Source organism: Maribacter sp., from assembly GCA_020629415.1.
In the GTDB taxonomy this organism is placed as follows: domain Bacteria; phylum Bacteroidota; class Bacteroidia; order Flavobacteriales; family Flavobacteriaceae; genus Maribacter; species Maribacter huludaoensis.
This window is the reverse complement of record JAHDDL010000060.1, coordinates 1-15,338: the sequence shown is the minus strand read 5'-3', so window position 1 is coordinate 15,338 and position 15,338 is coordinate 1. Positions and strand designations below refer to the sequence as shown.

The following is a 15,338-nucleotide window of genomic DNA, read 5'->3' as shown; positions in this document are numbered from 1 at the left end:
ATGAAATGGTCTTCATCTGTTAATTGGGTTTGGGGTAATTGTCGTCTTTTTTCTAGCAAGTTTTTGTATTATTTGGGGTGTATGAAATACAAAATTACAGCAACTAATACATAAAAACCTTCATAACTACAATTGAATTAAATTAAATCAGCACTAAAAGTTAATAAACCTTATTTGAATCTTAGCACTAATTATTATTGAAAAACCAGTTATAAGAGCTAATTAGTTGATTAATCTTTATCAAAGAAGCATTACTTATGCTTTCACTACCGGGATTATTCTGAAAATCCATATAACCATCCGTAATGTTGTTAGTTGTAGCTTGGGCATGAACATGGTCAATCAACATGTCTAAAGTTGCAGCGTCAAATTGATTAACCCCAATTTCCAAATCAAATATTTTAGGTGTACTGCTTAGGTCTAAGTTGTTAAAATTATTATTCTCAATAATGAGACGTTCCAATTTAGGATTATTTGAAAGGTCTATGGTAGACAATGCATTTTCTTGGATATATAAACTCTCTAAATTTAAGTTGTTAGAAAGATCAACTGAATTTAATTGATTTGTAAACAAGTCCAATCTCACAAGATTAATGTTTTTGGAAACATCAATATCCGTTAACATATTATCTCCAACATTTAAGTTGACCATTTGTAGGTTTTGGCTAATATTTATTGTACTCAACATATTTGAAGCGCAATCCAAGTTGTTTAAAAGTGTATTGTTCGAAATATCAAGGTTAGTCAATTGGTTTTCGCGAATTGATAAACCGAACAATGTCTTGACATTACTCAAGTCTAATGTGGTGATTTGATTACTGCCGAGTGAAAGAAATTCCAATGCTGTATTGTTCAAAAGACTAATGGTACTAAGTTGGTTGTTCTTAACAGATAAATGTTTTAACCTATTATTATTACTGATATCAAGGTCATTAATGTTGTTAGAGCCCAATACTAAAACTTCTAGAGCCTTATTACTACTGGTATTAATTTCAGTCAAGTTACCCGAATAAAAATTTAGCTCTTTTAATAGAACCAAATTTTCAATTTCAGCGGAGGTGATATGGGTGCGCCAATTACTCGCTTGATCACTGGCAAGATTTAAAAGTTCAATAGTTGCTACAGGTCCACTTACCTTAATAGTATATTCCCCGTTTGCCATGTAGTTATGGATAACTGCGTTTTCAAATCCGGAACTTGTAATGTTTGATACATATTCCTCGATAGTACCATCTCCCCAATCAATAATAAATACGGCACCGGTAACTGATTCCAAAGTCAAGAATTTTGGTGTTAATTCCTGCGTTTCATCAACAGTAATGCTAAAGAAACTAGTATTTTCAATAAAATTAAAATTCAATTCCCCATAGCCAAAATCAATAGCATACAAACCTGCTGCTTCAATATTTTTAGTTGGTAAGACGTTTAATTGATTATCAAGGACATTAAATTCTAAAGGAAGGATGGTATCTGTAAATAATGCCATTGCCGAACCTTCTTTAGGTATTAGAGAAATGACGACATTATCCGTATCTAAAATAATGAATTCGGTTATTTTATAAGAGCCAGTATCCAGAATTAATTCTTCTGTCTCAATCTTTCCATCTTTTTCAGAAAGCTCCAAACGTTCTCTATTATAAATTGCATTGTTATTGTCATCGATAATGCTAACCAATGCGAATTCAGGTTCTAAATTAAATTCTTTTCCCTGAGGTTCATGGTTACTTTTCAGCTCGTTAAACTCAATTTGAAAAACTTGGGTGCCTTGCAGGGTTTCAGATATCTCTTCATCCGTTATTTGTTCCTCAATTACCGGCTTGTCCATTATTTCAGGTTCGTTTACTGCATCAGAAGTACATGAGATCAAAAAAGCGGAAAGGAAAAAGATAAATAAAAAGTATTTCATACAACGTTAGTGGTTAAGGTTAATTGGTCACTAAGTAGTAACGTAAATATAATTAAGTAAAGTATGTGCAATAATTTGAAATTACATAACTATAGCTGCTTTAAAAAGTTTTTTACGGCATTCCAATAGCCATCATTATCCTTAAACTTTTCCCATAACGCTCGCGAACCATGATTTCCTGCCGTTGCCGGTACATAGGTTACTTTTCTTGTAGTTGGTATCGCTTGGTTTATGGCGGCCCAATTATCTTGTTCATTTTGTGCGGAAGTAATAAACGTTGGCACGTTAATGTGTGCGGCACTATTTTTTATGAAATCGTCTTTGCCAAAATATTCTCCAGGGGAAAATGCCATGGCAGCGTCTATCTGATCAGGATGGTCACCTGCATATTTAAGAACCAAAGAAGAAGAATAGGAACTGCCCCAAATAATGATTTTCTTTGGGGAATATGCTTTTTTAACATAAGCTACGGTTGCCTCAATATCTTGATAAGCATCTAGGTATGTGGTCTCCTTCCCTGCCGCTACCGCTCTTTTATTGGTCTGGTTGGTAACGGAATTTACCGCTCCGCCAGAACGTTGGTCAATTGCCAAGCAATTATAACCCAAAGTGTTTAGTTTGGGTGCTATTTCTTTATATTCTCCACGGCTCCACCCTGCTTGATGAAAAAGAAGTATAAAGGTTTCGCTCCCTTTCATTTCATAATAATCTGCGCTAATTTGTATACCGTCTTTAGAAGGAAAGTCTATTGATTTTTGTGAGAAAATAGAAATGCAACAAACACCTAGGATAACGGAGAAAAACGTTTTCATAATTAATATAGTTGGTTAAAGGGTCTTTAGTCTTTGTTTACTGGGCATGCTTACAAAAAGTTGACCCAAATTACTTTGATTTAAAATTTATGGTCAATACAATTGGTTAGAAAGAAAACGGAAATGACAGAATGTTGGAGCAGTATTTATGTATACTTAAAAAACGATACGATTTAATTCCAGGATTAATAGAGACCATTAAAGGTTATAAAGTAGTAAAGCAGCTGATGTTGAACTTAACAGATATTAACGAATTTGAAATAAACTGGTAATCATAACAACTTTCACCATTATATATCATATCTAATTCCTAACTTAGCCATGTAGACTTTAGGAGTAGCTATTTCATAGTTTGAGAAATATCCTTAGAACCTGATTTGATTAATATCAACGTAGGGAAAAGTTATCGGGAACAACTACCTGTACTTTCCAATTATCATTTCATTTTCATATTCCCCTAGTTTACACTGTAATCAAATCAATGTAGCCATGCGCTCTTGATTAAATTTTTAAGCAGATGATAAACATAATCGTAAACGACACCCCTCACCTATTTAGGCCTGACACCACTTTAGACCTTATTATCAAAGAATTGAAGATTTCTGAAAATGGCATAGCCGTAGCGGTCAATGAGAATATTATTACCAAAAGTGCTTGGAACACCAAAACGCTGAACGAAAATGATAAAGTTTTAGTGATCAGGGCTACACAAGGAGGATAAAATTCCACTTCAAATTGTAAATAACACTAGGTACAAGAGATAACGACCACAAAATCACCATACAGGAATATGAAGAATAAAGATACAGCACCCAAACAAGGCGGTATAACCCGTAAACCATTTCCCAATTCCCAAAAAATTTACGTACCGGGAAAATTGTATCCTGAAATAAAGGTAGCAATGCGCGAAATAACGTTGACGGATACCATAGATTCCTTGACCAAAAAGAAAACTCCTAATGAACCGGTAACCGTTTATGATACTTCTGGTCCGTATACCGATCATAATATAGAAATAGATGTGCACGCCGGTATTGAGCGAATTCGTGAAAATTGGATCAAGGAAAGAGGTAATGTAGAAGAATTGAATACGTACTCATCAAAATATTGCAACGAGAGATTGAACGATAAAAGTTTAGATCACATGCGTTTTAAGCTGTTGAAGAAACCGTTGCGGGCAAAAAAAGGCGAAAATGTTACGCAGCTACATTATGCTAAGAAAGGGATCATTACTCCAGAGATGGAGTATATAGCCATACGCGAAAATCAGCGTATAGATGAAATGACCCAGATTAGGGAACAACATAAGGGCGAACATTTTGGAGCGTCTATTCCTCAAAAGATTACGCCTGAATTTGTAAGGGACGAAGTGGCACGTGGCCGTGCCGTAATACCTTCTAATATTAACCATCCAGAGGCAGAGCCTATGATCTTGGGGCGTAATTTTCTGGTAAAAATAAATGCGAACATAGGTAATTCCGCAGTGACCTCCTCTATTGAAGAAGAAGTGGAAAAGGCGGTCTGGGCATGCCGTTGGGGAGCGGACAACATTATGGACCTGTCAACAGGTGAAAACATTCACGAAACCCGTGAATGGATCATTCGCAACTCTCCTGTTCCGGTAGGTACGGTACCCATTTATCAGGCATTGGAAAAGGTGAACGGAGTTGCAGAAGATCTTACATGGGAGATTTTTAAGGATACCTTAATAGAACAAGCGGAACAAGGCGTAGATTATTTTACCATTCACGCGGGGGTACTGCTACGTTATATACCAATGACCGCAAAGCGCGTAACGGGTATTGTATCTCGTGGAGGGTCTATTATGGCCAAATGGTGCTTGGCGCATCATAAAGAGAGCTTTTTATATACACATTTTGAAGAGATCTGCGAGATTTTAAAACAGTATGATGTAGCATTCTCATTAGGTGACGGTCTACGCCCGGGCTCGGTAGCAGATGCCAATGACGAAGCTCAGTTTGCAGAACTGGAAACCTTAGGAGAATTAACACAAATTGCGCGTAAACATGAGGTACAATGTTTTATTGAAGGTCCTGGCCATGTACCAATGCATATGATCAAGGAAAATATGGAAAAGCAGATCCAAGTTTGTGATGAAGCACCTTTTTACACTTTAGGACCTTTGACTACCGATATTGCGCCGGGTTATGATCATATAACCTCAGGAATAGGTGCGGCAATGATCGGCTGGTACGGTTGCGCCATGCTATGCTATGTAACCCCAAAAGAACATTTGGGCCTACCCAATAAAGAAGATGTTCGTGTAGGTGTGGTAACCTACAAATTGGCGGCCCATGCCGCAGATCTTGCCAAAGGCCATCCGGGTTCTCAACACCGTGACAATGCATTAAGCAAAGCACGATTTGAGTTTAGATGGGAAGATCAATTCAATTTAGGTTTAGATCCAGAACGCGCCTGTGAGTATCATGATGAAACCTTACCTGCGGCAGGGGCTAAAATTGCCCACTTCTGCTCCATGTGCGGACCCAAATTCTGTTCCATGAAAATATCTCAAGAAGTACGTGATTTTGCTGCAAGCAATGAAATTGTAAATAATGAGGTCATTCAAAAGGGAATGGATGAAAAGTCAAAAGAATTTAAAGAGAAAGGTTCAGAAGTCTACCTTTAAGTGTTTTAAGAAGTTCCCACGCTAAAAAGCGTGGGCAGGCTTTCCATTTCAATCTTTTGCAAAAAGGCAAAAGGATTTTCATTGCAATCCTTAACTCAAAAAAATGATCGTACTAATAGCACCGGAAAAAGATATTACTAATGAAATTGAACTGCTACATCAATTGTTTCAGGAAGGTTTGGAATATTATCATCTAAGAAAACCTTTTAAGGACTATCAAGAACATTGTGATTATTTGAATTCCATAGATTCAAAATATCATAATAGGATCGTAGTACACTTACATCATGAGCTGATCAATGATTATCCTCTTAAAGGGTTGCATTTTCAAGAACAAATGCGAATAGATCATATTGATAACCCCGGTCAGTACTTTAAAAAACTGAACATGTATGGTAAAACCATAAGTTCCTCTTTTCATGACCCACAGGTATTGGAAGATTGTGAATTTGAATTCGATTATCATTTGCTGAGTCCCGTTTTTACATCCATCTCTAAAAAGGGATATGAAGGCAAAGGTTTTAATGTCAACCATAGTACTAAATTGATTACAGGTATGGGCGGTATTACCAATACCAACATAGCAGAAACCTTAAGTTTAGGGTTTAGGGGAATTGGGGTCTTAGGCGGTGTATGGAATATGGACAACCCTATACAAAGCTTTATAAACTTAAAAACGGCATATGAGCAGGCATTGATGGAAAAGCGGAAGGCACAATTAAAGAATAGTTTAAAAGGCAATTAAGCAGTAAAATATATGATTCCGAAATTACACTATATATCACAGGGACAAACACCCGAAGAGCATTTAGAGCACATTCAAAAAGCATGTACCGCAGGAGCGGAACTGGTGCAGCTACGCCTAAAGAAGTTACCGGGAAAAGTGGTTTGGGAAACCGCAAAAAAAGCAAGGGAGATCACGGAAAAATACCAGACGAGATTAATAATCAATGACTTTTATAAGATTGCAGCTTCGGTAAAAGCGGACGGAGTACATTTAGGAAAGACCGATACCTGCCCTACCGTTGCTAGAAAAGAACTGGCATCATGGCAAATTATTGGCGGTACGGCCAATACCTTAGAAGATTGTGAAGCTTTATTGGATAAGAAAGTGGATTATATAGGTCTAGGTCCTTTTCGTTTTACGAAGACCAAAGAAAATTTGAGTCCGGTTTTAGGCATAAACGGGTATTTGACCATCCTTGAAGAATTGAAATCGCAGGTACCGGTTATTGCCATAGGTGGTATTGTTTTGGAAGATGTTACGGAACTAATGAAAACAGGTATTCATGGTATTGCGGTATCTGGCGAAATAACCCGAAACTTCAATTCCATATCAGAATTTAAAAAATTGATTAATGGAGGTCCTCTTGATGAGCAGCGATGGATCTCAGATGAAAAAATAAAATAATATGTTACAGATCGCAGATAAAAAGTTTAGTTCACGATTGTTCACGGGGACAGGGAAATTTAGCTCGTCGTCATTAATGAAAGAAGCTTTATTGGCTTCTGAAAGTGAGTTGGTCACCGTTGCCCTTAAACGTGTAGATGTGGAAGATACACAAGACGATATATTACGGCATTTACAACATGAACGTATAAATTTATTGCCCAATACATCTGGGGTGCGTACGGCAAAAGAAGCGGTATTTGCCGCTCAATTATCTCGTGAGGCTTTAGAGACCAACTGGGTGAAATTGGAAATACATCCTGATCCCAAATACTTGCTGCCAGACCCAATAGAAACCTTAAAGGCGGCCGAAGAGCTTATAAAATTAGGTTTTGTGGTGATGCCCTATATACATGCCGATCCCGTTCTGTGCAAACGATTGGAAGAAATTGGAGTGCAATGTGTAATGCCGTTAGGCGCTCCAATAGGCAGTAACAAAGGCCTGAAAACGCAAGATTTTCTAGAGATTATAATAGACCAGAGCAATGTTCCGGTTATTGTTGATGCCGGTATTGGGGCACCATCACATGCTGCCTTTGCAATGGAATTAGGTGCGGACGCAGTGCTGGTAAATACGGCAATAGCGGTTTCCCAACATCCTGTTGAAATGGCAAAAGCATTTAGAATGGCCGTAACAGCGGGCAGAATGGCCTATGAAGCAAAATTGGCTCCGGTAGTGCATAAAAAAGCAGAAGCGAGCAGTCCGTTAACCAGTTTCCTGAACTAAAAAACATGAGCAATTTTAAGTCGGTCTTTGACACCTATAATTGGGATACAACCTTAGAGAGTATTTTTGCAAAAACGGAGCACGATGTGTTACGTGCACTGGGCAATTCTAAACGCGATTTAGAAGATTTCAAAGCATTGATTTCGCCCGCTGCAAAACCTTATTTAGAGCAAATGGCGCAGTTAAGTAGGCAGTTGACCAAAAAGCGCTTTGGCAATACCATACAAATGTATTCGCCCATGTATTTAAGTAACGAGTGCCAAAATATTTGTACCTATTGCGGATTTAGCATGACCAACAAAATACCGCGTAGAACCTTGACCGATGCTGAAATTTTAAAAGAAGTTGCCTATATAAAATCTAAAGGCTATGACCATATTCTTTTGGTAACCGGTGAGGCAAACAAAATAGTTGGTGTAGACTATATCAATAATGCCTTACAATTGATTCGTTCTCAATTTGCGAACATTACTATTGAAGTTCAGCCTTTATTGCAAGATGAATATGAGCTATTGATCGAAAGCGGATTGTATGCTGTGTTGGTATATCAAGAGACCTATCATAGGGACGAATACAAGAAACACCACCCAAAAGGTAAAAAGTCGAATTTCGATTTTAGGTTGGACACGCCTGATCGCTTGGGCAAGGCGGGTATTCATAAAATTGGATTAGGTGCTTTATTCGGGTTGGAAGATTGGCGTGCCGATAGTTTTTTTACAGCACTGCATTTAAAATATTTACAGAAAACCTATTGGAAGACAAAATACTCCATTTCTTTCCCACGGTTAAGACCACATTCGGGCGGGCTGGAGCCTAAAGTTGAAATGACGGATCCAGATTTGGTGCAGCTAATTTGTGCTTTTCGGTTATTGGATGAAGATGTAGAACTTTCTATATCTACGCGAGAAAGTGAAATTTTTAGAAATAACATTGTCAATTTAGGCATTACCTCCATAAGCGCAGAATCCAAAACCAACCCAGGTGGGTATGCCGTAGCGCCAGAATCATTGGAACAATTTGAAATATCCGATGAAAGACCAACGGAGGAAATTACGGAAATGCTGAAAGCACAAGGTTTAGATGTGGTTTGGAAAGATTGGTCTAACAATTGGGAGTAAAACCTAAAGTAAATATTATTTAAATAAACCCTGCAAATTTTCTATAACACCAAGCGCCGCTTTTTCACCGGCAATCATTGCGGCATTTAATGAACCATTTAATTGTACGTCACCTGCCAAATATATAGTTTCGGTTAAGCGTGTTTCAGAAGGTGATATTTCATATTGCAAATCACTTAATTTTGGTAGTGACTTAGGAATGCTGTAGTGTTTTATAAATGAGCAAGTGGTTATACCACAAAATTCTTTCAGCTCCTTTTGTACTTGGTCAACAAGTGTATTCCCGGATAAGCCCTGATTATTCACCACGGTAACCGATAGCAATTCCTTACCGCCATTTACGGATGTTTTAAGACCGGTATGGTAAACAATATTGTTGATCAATGTGTTTTGATCAGGAATTAATCCGATCAACGGTTTTTGAATTGCCCTGTCTTCCGTTTCAAAATATAAAGTATCACAACGCTTCCAATCAATTTTCTGATTTTTTAAGTTTTGAATTAAGCTACTAGCTTCAGTTGCAATGATAATAAAATCACTTACTATTTCTTGTCCATTGCTAAGAATAATTTTACCATCCACAACTGAGGATACGGTTGAGTCATACGTAACCGTCGTATTTTCTAATTTCTGTAATAATTGTTTGGGAATTTCTTCAATACCACCTTTAGGTAATGCAGCACTGCCTTCACCAAACATTTTATAAACAAACTCAAACATTCTGCTAGAGGTTTCTAGTTGGTCCTCTAAAAATATTCCGCTAAAGAAGGGTTTAAAAAAATCATTGATCATACTTTCAGAGAAATCTAGCGTCTTTAAATAGGAAAGAGTAGATTGTTCTTTGTCCGAGAAAATCGCCTCAATAGTTTTATTCTTAAGTCTGGTATTTAATTTTAGAATCTTTATTTTATCTGAAAATGAGCCAACATTGGCAAAAAGAGTTGAAAAAAGTAGGGATGTATCTCTTAACGGATCACCGATTACCACTTGTTTTTGATTTTTAAAGATCGATGCCCCAGGCAAGAAGTATTGAAGCTGTAAAGAATCATAATCAAGATATTTTTTGGCAGCGGGATAAGCCGTTAACAAGACCTGAAAACCACGGTCTAATTGATAGTTGTTTATAACATCTGTTTTCACTCTACCACCTACCCTATGCGTAGCTTCAATGAGCACAGGGGAAAAACCATGTTGTTCTAAAACAGTTGCTGCTATTAAACCACTAATACCGGCACCAATAATATGTATTTTACACTCCTGTTTATTCATAACTTATTTTGTTTAACAAATTTACATTAAATATAAACATAATTAGTATTTTTGTTTAAGGTTGATATTGACCGTTATAAACAAAACTACCTGAAAAATGAATTACTTAATAATTGTATGTCAAATTATTGTTGGTTTAAGCATTCTTAATGTTTGGCTAATACAGAATAAGAAGGAAACTAAATGGCGTGGAGGTAATGCCAAAACAATAATAGAAGAGTTTAAGGTTTACGGATTATCGGAAACTATGTGCTATGTTGTAGGATTTTTAAAAGTTACGTTAGCTATTTTGTTGCTTGTAGGTATTTGGGTGCCAGTGTTGGTACAACCTGCAGCTTTAGGGTTAGCTGCTTTATTATTAGGCTCTATAATAATGCATTTTAAAATTAAAGATCCGTTATTTAAGTCTTTTCCTGCGGCCTTGTTCTTAACCTTGTGTTTGTTAATAGCCTTTTTATAAAGTTTAGCTTGTAAGTTGCTTACAGAAGTTTATTGCTATAAATAGATTAATAAGACCTAGTATTAATGAAGGTAGCGATTCTGCTATGCTATCTTTAATTTTGATTCTAACACCAAAACCTAAAAACATAAGCAGAGTAAGACCGACTGCAGATACGAAAACCAGTATAGGAGAGAGAAAATATCCTAAAATTAGGCCAAGCCCTCCCAATACTTGCAGGTAACCGGTTAGTATACGTTGATTTTTTAACCCGAACCTAGCGAATTCGTCTATCATTTTTTGTGCAGTTAAACATTCATAACCATAGTATAGAAAAGCACTGCTAGAAAGAAATATGGCAATTTTGAGTATGGTCATTAGTTTGTTTTAAATGCAAGAATGGTAATTTGCGTAAAAATCCAATTAATTTAATTGTTCGATCTTTTTCATAATCTGATCGGCTTCAAACGTTTTTTGATCACTCATTTTTCTATTTGTTGTAGACAAGGTATGTGCTTCTTTTAAAAGCTTTTCATATTGAGATTGTAACTTTTCTTTTTCTGATTTCTTTTTAAATATTCCGAACATATTTATTTAGATTTAAGCAGTGTATACTGCAATTATACTGATATTAGATAAAGATACGTATTGTTTAATAATTTTATATTAAAATTAAACAAAATAACATAATAGCATATTTCGTTTTCTTACAGTGGTGTAAGTAATAGGCACTACTGTTAAATAAATATTGGTAGAACCAGAATTATTTTAACATTTTAAGTTTTAAGTAAAACTTATTAATTAGAATGTTGTATAGCCTTGGATGATTCGTATTATAAGGAGTTTCATAGGCAATTAATCCGCTCGCAACCTAGAAATTACCATACCTACATTTTTTTCTTCAAACTTGCCTAAAAATTTTAGCGCGTAGGTAACTTTTTTTGATTTTGGAGCTTTTATAAGTTTCCCAAGTTTTAAAACCGTGTTGTCCATTTGTTGAATAGCTACATCTTGGTGCTCATTCCCTAAACCCCAAAGTAAATTTGCATTTAACCATGAAACTTCGCGGGCTTTAGCCAAACTAAAATTTATAATTTCTTCATCGGTATTTTTTCCTGCAAGATCAAGTAAAAACAGTAAAGGGGAAACACGGCTTAGGCGGTCTTGCATTTCGTTCACAATATTACCTAAAATAGAATTTACTGTATTGAAATCATTTTCAATATCGGTAATTTGCTTGCTTTGCATTACTGTGCTTGCTGCTAAACCCAAATCAAGATTAATGTGGGTATTGATACCTAACATAATATGTTGTAGAATGGTTAAAGGTTCATTTTTGGTATCAAATGCAAACTGCCATGATTTACTAATAGGTTGGTTTTCACTATAACCGCGGTATGCATCTAAGTAGTAATTGGCAAAGGCAACATCAAAGATTTCCATTCGGGCATTATCTTCAAAATTGCCCAATTGAACTTCTTTAAGTATTTCGGCGGTGACTCTTCTGTATAAAAAAGCAAAGTACCCTATGCGATTATTGTTGGCTATGGCACTATCTATGATTTCGTCCAATTGAAATAGGACTTCTTGTATGGTTGTCGGTCGGTTGATCTTTATTTAAAATTTACGAATACTGATTTTTAAAATGTCCTTAAAAGTATTCATTTCTTATTGTTAAGATGCTATATAAATTATGTTTTTATAACTCCCTAATTTTCACATTTCTAAACCAAGACTCAAAATACCAATTCTGAAATGCAATTTTGCCCTTACTAGTTTTTCCGAAATCTGGTGCATCTTTAAATTTGGAGTTGGCAACTTTATTTTTCCAAGCTATGGAGTTTATATCTTCTTCGGCTGTAAGTACACCATTAAGATAAAATTGAATTTTTCCGTCTTGTTGAATTATCCGTGAAGTATTCCATTCCCCAACCGGATTGGCTTCAACAGTATTTAATTGAGGTGATAATCCCCATATCGTACCAGGTCTTTTTAAAGGGGTTTTGGTATCCATATGTTCTGGTTCCAATAATTGATATTCTACACCAGTGTTGTAAGTAGCCACATATTCGGGAGTTTCTTGGACATTGATAAATGCGCCACCATTACCTCTAAGTGCCATTTGCCAATCGAATTGTAGCTCATAATTTTCATAGGCCTTATCGGTAACTAAATCTCCAAATATTTTACTTTCGTCGGTAGCATTACAAAATATCATTCCGTCCTTTACTTCCCAAGCCGAGAATTGTGTGGAATCCGGGTTGTTAAAAAGATGCCATCCTTTTAATGACTCGCCATTAAAAAGTAAGCACCAACCCTGCTCTTTTTCTATATCCAGTAATTTGTTGTGAACTTTATTTTTTGCGGCTATTTCCTTAGAACGCGAAATCTCAAAAGCTTTTTTTTTATCGGTATTACAAGAAGCAGTGATTACTACAGTTAGTACTGAAAAACATATAAAAGCTTTGGTCATTGGTTATTTGTTGGAAGTGTAATTAGTAATACAACAAGTTGAATATAGGACTAAATTACTAATTTAGAATTAATGATAGATAATCTGTAATTCTACAGGTAAAGTATTATTTAAATGAATAGAAATTAGCCCGTTTAGCAATACTATTTTTAGTTATTTCTACCTGTTCTTTATTATTTAATTACACAACAATTATCAGTAGCACATTTACAGTGATTTCTATTATATAAATGCAGGATAATTAAAGCAATGGCCGGTATGTAAATAACAAATTCCGGTATAGAAAAGAGTTCTATTTTTTCATTGATTACTATAGCTGTTAGCACTGTATAAGTACTCCAAAGCAATGGTTTTATCCATTTTAGTGTTGTGTTTTTTGTTGACCAAAAAATGGCAAGAAATGAAATAGCCAAGAACACGTAATCTAAGGATTTCCACCACACAGGCGGACCACTGTAAAAGGTTGCTGCATTAGCTTGGACCAGAAATAGAAATGGAGTGGCAATACAATGAACAAGACATAAGGAACTGGCAAAAGTTCCTAAAATGTCAGATTTTTGTTTAATTAATAGCATTGAGGTTATTGTTAATACAACTAAGTTGCAAATGTAATTATAATATTTGTTAATGCAACAAAGTTGCGTTATATTTGTTTTATGGGAGTAATTAGAAAAACAAAGGCTGTTGAGGTATTACTTAATGAGTTTAGCACAGGCTCAGTGGCCATTTCTGCAAAAGCTTTGATAGAGCAATTGGGAGATACGTTCAATAAAACCACTATTTACCGTGTGTTGGATAAGTTGGAAGATGATGGAGTTCTACACTCCTTTTTAGGGAAAGATGGATTAAAATGGTATGCAAAATGCAATGGCTGTACCTCTAAAGAACATAAAGATGTTCATCCACATTTTCAATGTTTACAATGTGGGAAGGTAGATTGTTTGCCCGTACATGTATCACTTCCCGAAATTCCAAACAGAAAAATAGAGATATCACAATTATTGATACAAGGTAAGTGCGAAGCATGTTTTGTTTAAATGCATGAAAGTATTCTAAGTAAACGTGGGCATATTCATTTTACAAACGTGCCATACTTCTCATAGTATCCAATTCAGATGCATTTTTAAGGTGTATTGGTAAAAACAATTATTTTATTATTTATTTTTGAAGCTTCCCATGAAGAACGCTAAGCATTTTATAGCCTTGTTTTATGTTACTTTGATATTGTTATTCAAGGTTGCAGGTCTTCATTCGCTTACTCACCATACAGATGATACAGATATTCAACATTGTGAAGTCTGTCATATTACTACAGCCGTTAATTTTACGCCCTTAGTAGAGGTTGAAACTTCAGCCATACTAAAAGTGGTTTTCTATGTAGTGCCGGCTAAAGTCAATACTTTAACCTCTATTGAAGCCTATAATGATAGGTTTCTATCTAGTTATCTCTTTACTAGACCACCTCCACAATCGGTATAATCCATTTGTAATTTTGCTTGTTTCATTTTTGAGATAAGTATTCGGTTTTCAATCATTTACTAGTTTTTATAACCACCTATTCCATGGAGGTTGCAGTGATTGTAACTGATTTATTATATACGGATTCCATACAGATTCTAGCTATTTCTACTAGAACTTAAATACCTGTACGCTCTGTTTATCATTGCGCAGCACGGTATTTACATCATATACATTCAATTTTAATATATAACATTTATATGCTTAAAGCAGTAAACATAACCAAGTCCTACAGCGGGAAAATGGCTTTAAAAGACGTTTCTTTTGAAGTATCAAAAGGTGAGATATTTTGTCTCCTAGGGCAAAATGGAGCAGGTAAAACCACAACCATCAATATCTTTTTGGGGTTTATAAAAAAAGATGGCGGACAAGCCTTTGTTGGCGATAAAGAAGTAGGTGTTCATGATACCAATACGCTTACTGCTTACATTCCAGAAACCGTTCAGCTATACGGTAATATGAGCGGTATAGAAAACCTCAATTTCTTTAGTCGTTTGGCAGGTTTTTCCTATTCCACGCCAGAATTGGAAGATTTTCTGAGCAAAACAGGTTTGCAGAAAGATGCACAGCACAAAAGACTTTCCTCCTATTCTAAAGGAATGAGACAGAAAGTAGGTATAGCAGTAGCACTTGCCAAAAATGCTGAAGTCATTTTTATGGATGAGCCTACTTCTGGTCTTGATCCCAAAGCCACAGCAGAATTCACCAAAATCTGTAAGGAATTGGCAGCTATGGGCAAGGTAATATTTATGGCTACACATGATATTTTTAATGCTGTAGAATTGGGTACTACGATCGGAATAATGAAAGAGGGTGTTTTAGCGCAAAAAATGAAAGCTAGCGAAATAAACGCCAATGAACTTAATCAACTTTATTTAGAAACTATTTAATATAATGAGACACTATATAACAACCATTCTACTAATGCTTATGTGCCATGCTGCATTGGCTCAAATGAACATTAACGGAAAAGTTA

The 15,338-nt window shown here is 35.7% G+C and carries 18 protein-coding genes and 1 riboswitch; of the genes, 10 read left to right on the top strand and 8 right to left on the bottom strand.

Annotated features, from left to right (window positions below; genetic code table 11):
- Positions 1-187: 187 nt before the first annotated feature.
- The gene (locus QZ657_RS16395; protein WP_291968136.1) at positions 188-1,906 is read right to left on the bottom strand and encodes a leucine-rich repeat domain-containing protein; all 1,719 of its coding nucleotides are present in this window, start codon (positions 1,904-1,906) and stop codon (positions 188-190) included.
- Positions 1,907-1,995: 89 nt separating this feature from the next.
- Positions 1,996-2,718, bottom strand: a complete 723-nt coding sequence (locus QZ657_RS16390; protein WP_291968135.1) for an alpha/beta hydrolase — start codon at positions 2,716-2,718, stop codon at positions 1,996-1,998.
- Positions 2,719-3,040: 322 nt separating this feature from the next.
- Positions 3,041-3,134: riboswitch (TPP riboswitch) on the top strand.
- Between the two features lie 101 nt (positions 3,135-3,235).
- Here QZ657_RS16390 and thiS point away from each other — a divergent pair.
- From thiS to thiH, 6 genes are all read left to right on the top strand, one after another.
- Complete coding sequence (thiS, locus tag QZ657_RS16385; RefSeq protein ID WP_091604025.1) at positions 3,236-3,439, top strand: sulfur carrier protein ThiS; 204 nt, start codon at positions 3,236-3,238, stop codon at positions 3,437-3,439.
- A gap of 69 nt (positions 3,440-3,508) precedes the next feature.
- Complete coding sequence (gene thiC, locus QZ657_RS16380) at positions 3,509-5,368, top strand: phosphomethylpyrimidine synthase ThiC (RefSeq protein ID WP_291968134.1); 1,860 nt, start codon at positions 3,509-3,511, stop codon at positions 5,366-5,368.
- A gap of 103 nt (positions 5,369-5,471) precedes the next feature.
- Entirely contained in the window at positions 5,472-6,113 is a 642-nt protein-coding gene (locus tag QZ657_RS16375) for a thiamine phosphate synthase (protein WP_291968133.1), read from the top strand.
- 12 nt (positions 6,114-6,125) lie between these two features.
- The gene (thiE, locus tag QZ657_RS16370) at positions 6,126-6,779 is read left to right on the top strand and encodes a thiamine phosphate synthase (protein WP_291968132.1); all 654 of its coding nucleotides are present in this window, start codon (positions 6,126-6,128) and stop codon (positions 6,777-6,779) included.
- A 1-nt stretch (position 6,780) separates the two neighbouring features.
- Positions 6,781-7,545, top strand: a complete 765-nt coding sequence (locus QZ657_RS16365) for a thiazole synthase (protein ID WP_291968131.1) — start codon at positions 6,781-6,783, stop codon at positions 7,543-7,545.
- Between the two features lie 5 nt (positions 7,546-7,550).
- Complete coding sequence (thiH, locus tag QZ657_RS16360; RefSeq protein ID WP_291968130.1) at positions 7,551-8,663, top strand: 2-iminoacetate synthase ThiH; 1,113 nt, start codon at positions 7,551-7,553, stop codon at positions 8,661-8,663.
- A gap of 15 nt (positions 8,664-8,678) precedes the next feature.
- Here thiH and QZ657_RS16355 read toward each other — a convergent pair whose 3' ends face one another.
- Positions 8,679-9,932: an NAD(P)/FAD-dependent oxidoreductase gene (locus QZ657_RS16355; RefSeq protein WP_291968129.1), complete on the bottom strand. Its 1,254-nt coding sequence runs from the start codon at positions 9,930-9,932 to the stop codon at positions 8,679-8,681.
- 97 nt (positions 9,933-10,029) lie between these two features.
- Here QZ657_RS16355 and QZ657_RS16350 point away from each other — a divergent pair, with 97 nt between their 5' ends.
- Positions 10,030-10,392 carry a DoxX family protein gene (locus tag QZ657_RS16350; protein ID WP_276472433.1) on the top strand — a complete coding sequence of 121 codons (363 nt, stop codon included), beginning with the start codon at positions 10,030-10,032 and terminating at the stop codon, positions 10,390-10,392.
- A 3-nt stretch (positions 10,393-10,395) separates the two neighbouring features.
- On the opposite strand, the gene QZ657_RS16345 is transcribed toward QZ657_RS16350, so the two are convergent.
- The 5 genes from QZ657_RS16345 to QZ657_RS16325 all read right to left on the bottom strand — a co-directional run bounded on the left by QZ657_RS16345 (position 10,396) and on the right by QZ657_RS16325 (position 13,419).
- On the bottom strand, positions 10,396-10,749 hold the full coding sequence (locus QZ657_RS16345) for a DoxX family protein (protein ID WP_291968128.1): 354 nt from the start codon (positions 10,747-10,749) through the stop codon (positions 10,396-10,398).
- 45 nt (positions 10,750-10,794) lie between these two features.
- Complete coding sequence (locus QZ657_RS16340) at positions 10,795-10,959, bottom strand: Lacal_2735 family protein (protein WP_291963660.1); 165 nt, start codon at positions 10,957-10,959, stop codon at positions 10,795-10,797.
- A 267-nt stretch (positions 10,960-11,226) separates the two neighbouring features.
- Positions 11,227-11,964 carry a DUF5995 family protein gene (locus QZ657_RS16335; RefSeq protein WP_291968137.1) on the bottom strand — a complete coding sequence of 246 codons (738 nt, stop codon included), beginning with the start codon at positions 11,962-11,964 and terminating at the stop codon, positions 11,227-11,229.
- Between the two features lie 106 nt (positions 11,965-12,070).
- Complete coding sequence (locus QZ657_RS16330) at positions 12,071-12,844, bottom strand: DUF1080 domain-containing protein (protein ID WP_291968127.1); 774 nt, start codon at positions 12,842-12,844, stop codon at positions 12,071-12,073.
- A 173-nt stretch (positions 12,845-13,017) separates the two neighbouring features.
- The gene (locus tag QZ657_RS16325) at positions 13,018-13,419 is read right to left on the bottom strand and encodes a MerC domain-containing protein (protein WP_291963658.1); all 402 of its coding nucleotides are present in this window, start codon (positions 13,417-13,419) and stop codon (positions 13,018-13,020) included.
- Between the two features lie 81 nt (positions 13,420-13,500).
- Here QZ657_RS16325 and QZ657_RS16320 point away from each other — a divergent pair, with 81 nt between their 5' ends.
- The 3 genes from QZ657_RS16320 to QZ657_RS16310 all read left to right on the top strand — a co-directional run bounded on the left by QZ657_RS16320 (position 13,501) and on the right by QZ657_RS16310 (position 15,252).
- Positions 13,501-13,881: a Fur family transcriptional regulator gene (locus QZ657_RS16320; RefSeq protein ID WP_074673965.1), complete on the top strand. Its 381-nt coding sequence runs from the start codon at positions 13,501-13,503 to the stop codon at positions 13,879-13,881.
- 139 nt (positions 13,882-14,020) lie between these two features.
- Entirely contained in the window at positions 14,021-14,323 is a 303-nt protein-coding gene (locus QZ657_RS16315) for a hypothetical protein (RefSeq protein WP_291968126.1), read from the top strand.
- A 239-nt stretch (positions 14,324-14,562) separates the two neighbouring features.
- The gene (locus QZ657_RS16310) at positions 14,563-15,252 is read left to right on the top strand and encodes an ABC transporter ATP-binding protein (protein ID WP_291968125.1); all 690 of its coding nucleotides are present in this window, start codon (positions 14,563-14,565) and stop codon (positions 15,250-15,252) included.
- Positions 15,253-15,338: the final 86 nt, after the last annotated feature.

Bases quoted from the DNA above. Each gene is read 5' to 3' on its own strand.
- thiE (WP_291968132.1), top strand. From the start codon at position 6,126: ATGATTCCGAAATTACACTATATATCACAGGGACAAACACCCGAAGAG.
- QZ657_RS16320 (WP_074673965.1), top strand. From the start codon at position 13,501: ATGGGAGTAATTAGAAAAACAAAGGCTGTTGAGGTATTACTTAATGAG.
- QZ657_RS16330 (WP_291968127.1), bottom strand. From the start codon at position 12,844: ATGACCAAAGCTTTTATATGTTTTTCAGTACTAACTGTAGTAATCACT.
- thiC (WP_291968134.1), top strand. From the start codon at position 3,509: ATGAAGAATAAAGATACAGCACCCAAACAAGGCGGTATAACCCGTAAA.
- QZ657_RS16340 (WP_291963660.1), bottom strand. From the start codon at position 10,959: ATGTTCGGAATATTTAAAAAGAAATCAGAAAAAGAAAAGTTACAATCT.
- QZ657_RS16350 (WP_276472433.1), top strand. From the start codon at position 10,030: ATGAATTACTTAATAATTGTATGTCAAATTATTGTTGGTTTAAGCATT.
- QZ657_RS16395 (WP_291968136.1), bottom strand. From the start codon at position 1,906: ATGAAATACTTTTTATTTATCTTTTTCCTTTCCGCTTTTTTGATCTCA.
- QZ657_RS16355 (WP_291968129.1), bottom strand. From the start codon at position 9,932: ATGAATAAACAGGAGTGTAAAATACATATTATTGGTGCCGGTATTAGT.
- QZ657_RS16325 (WP_291963658.1), bottom strand. From the start codon at position 13,419: ATGCTATTAATTAAACAAAAATCTGACATTTTAGGAACTTTTGCCAGT.
- QZ657_RS16315 (WP_291968126.1), top strand. From the start codon at position 14,021: ATGAAGAACGCTAAGCATTTTATAGCCTTGTTTTATGTTACTTTGATA.
- QZ657_RS16390 (WP_291968135.1), bottom strand. From the start codon at position 2,718: ATGAAAACGTTTTTCTCCGTTATCCTAGGTGTTTGTTGCATTTCTATT.
- thiH (WP_291968130.1), top strand. From the start codon at position 7,551: ATGAGCAATTTTAAGTCGGTCTTTGACACCTATAATTGGGATACAACC.
- thiS (WP_091604025.1), top strand. From the start codon at position 3,236: ATGATAAACATAATCGTAAACGACACCCCTCACCTATTTAGGCCTGAC.
- QZ657_RS16310 (WP_291968125.1), top strand. From the start codon at position 14,563: ATGCTTAAAGCAGTAAACATAACCAAGTCCTACAGCGGGAAAATGGCT.
- QZ657_RS16365 (WP_291968131.1), top strand. From the start codon at position 6,781: ATGTTACAGATCGCAGATAAAAAGTTTAGTTCACGATTGTTCACGGGG.
- QZ657_RS16345 (WP_291968128.1), bottom strand. From the start codon at position 10,749: ATGACCATACTCAAAATTGCCATATTTCTTTCTAGCAGTGCTTTTCTA.
- QZ657_RS16375 (WP_291968133.1), top strand. From the start codon at position 5,472: ATGATCGTACTAATAGCACCGGAAAAAGATATTACTAATGAAATTGAA.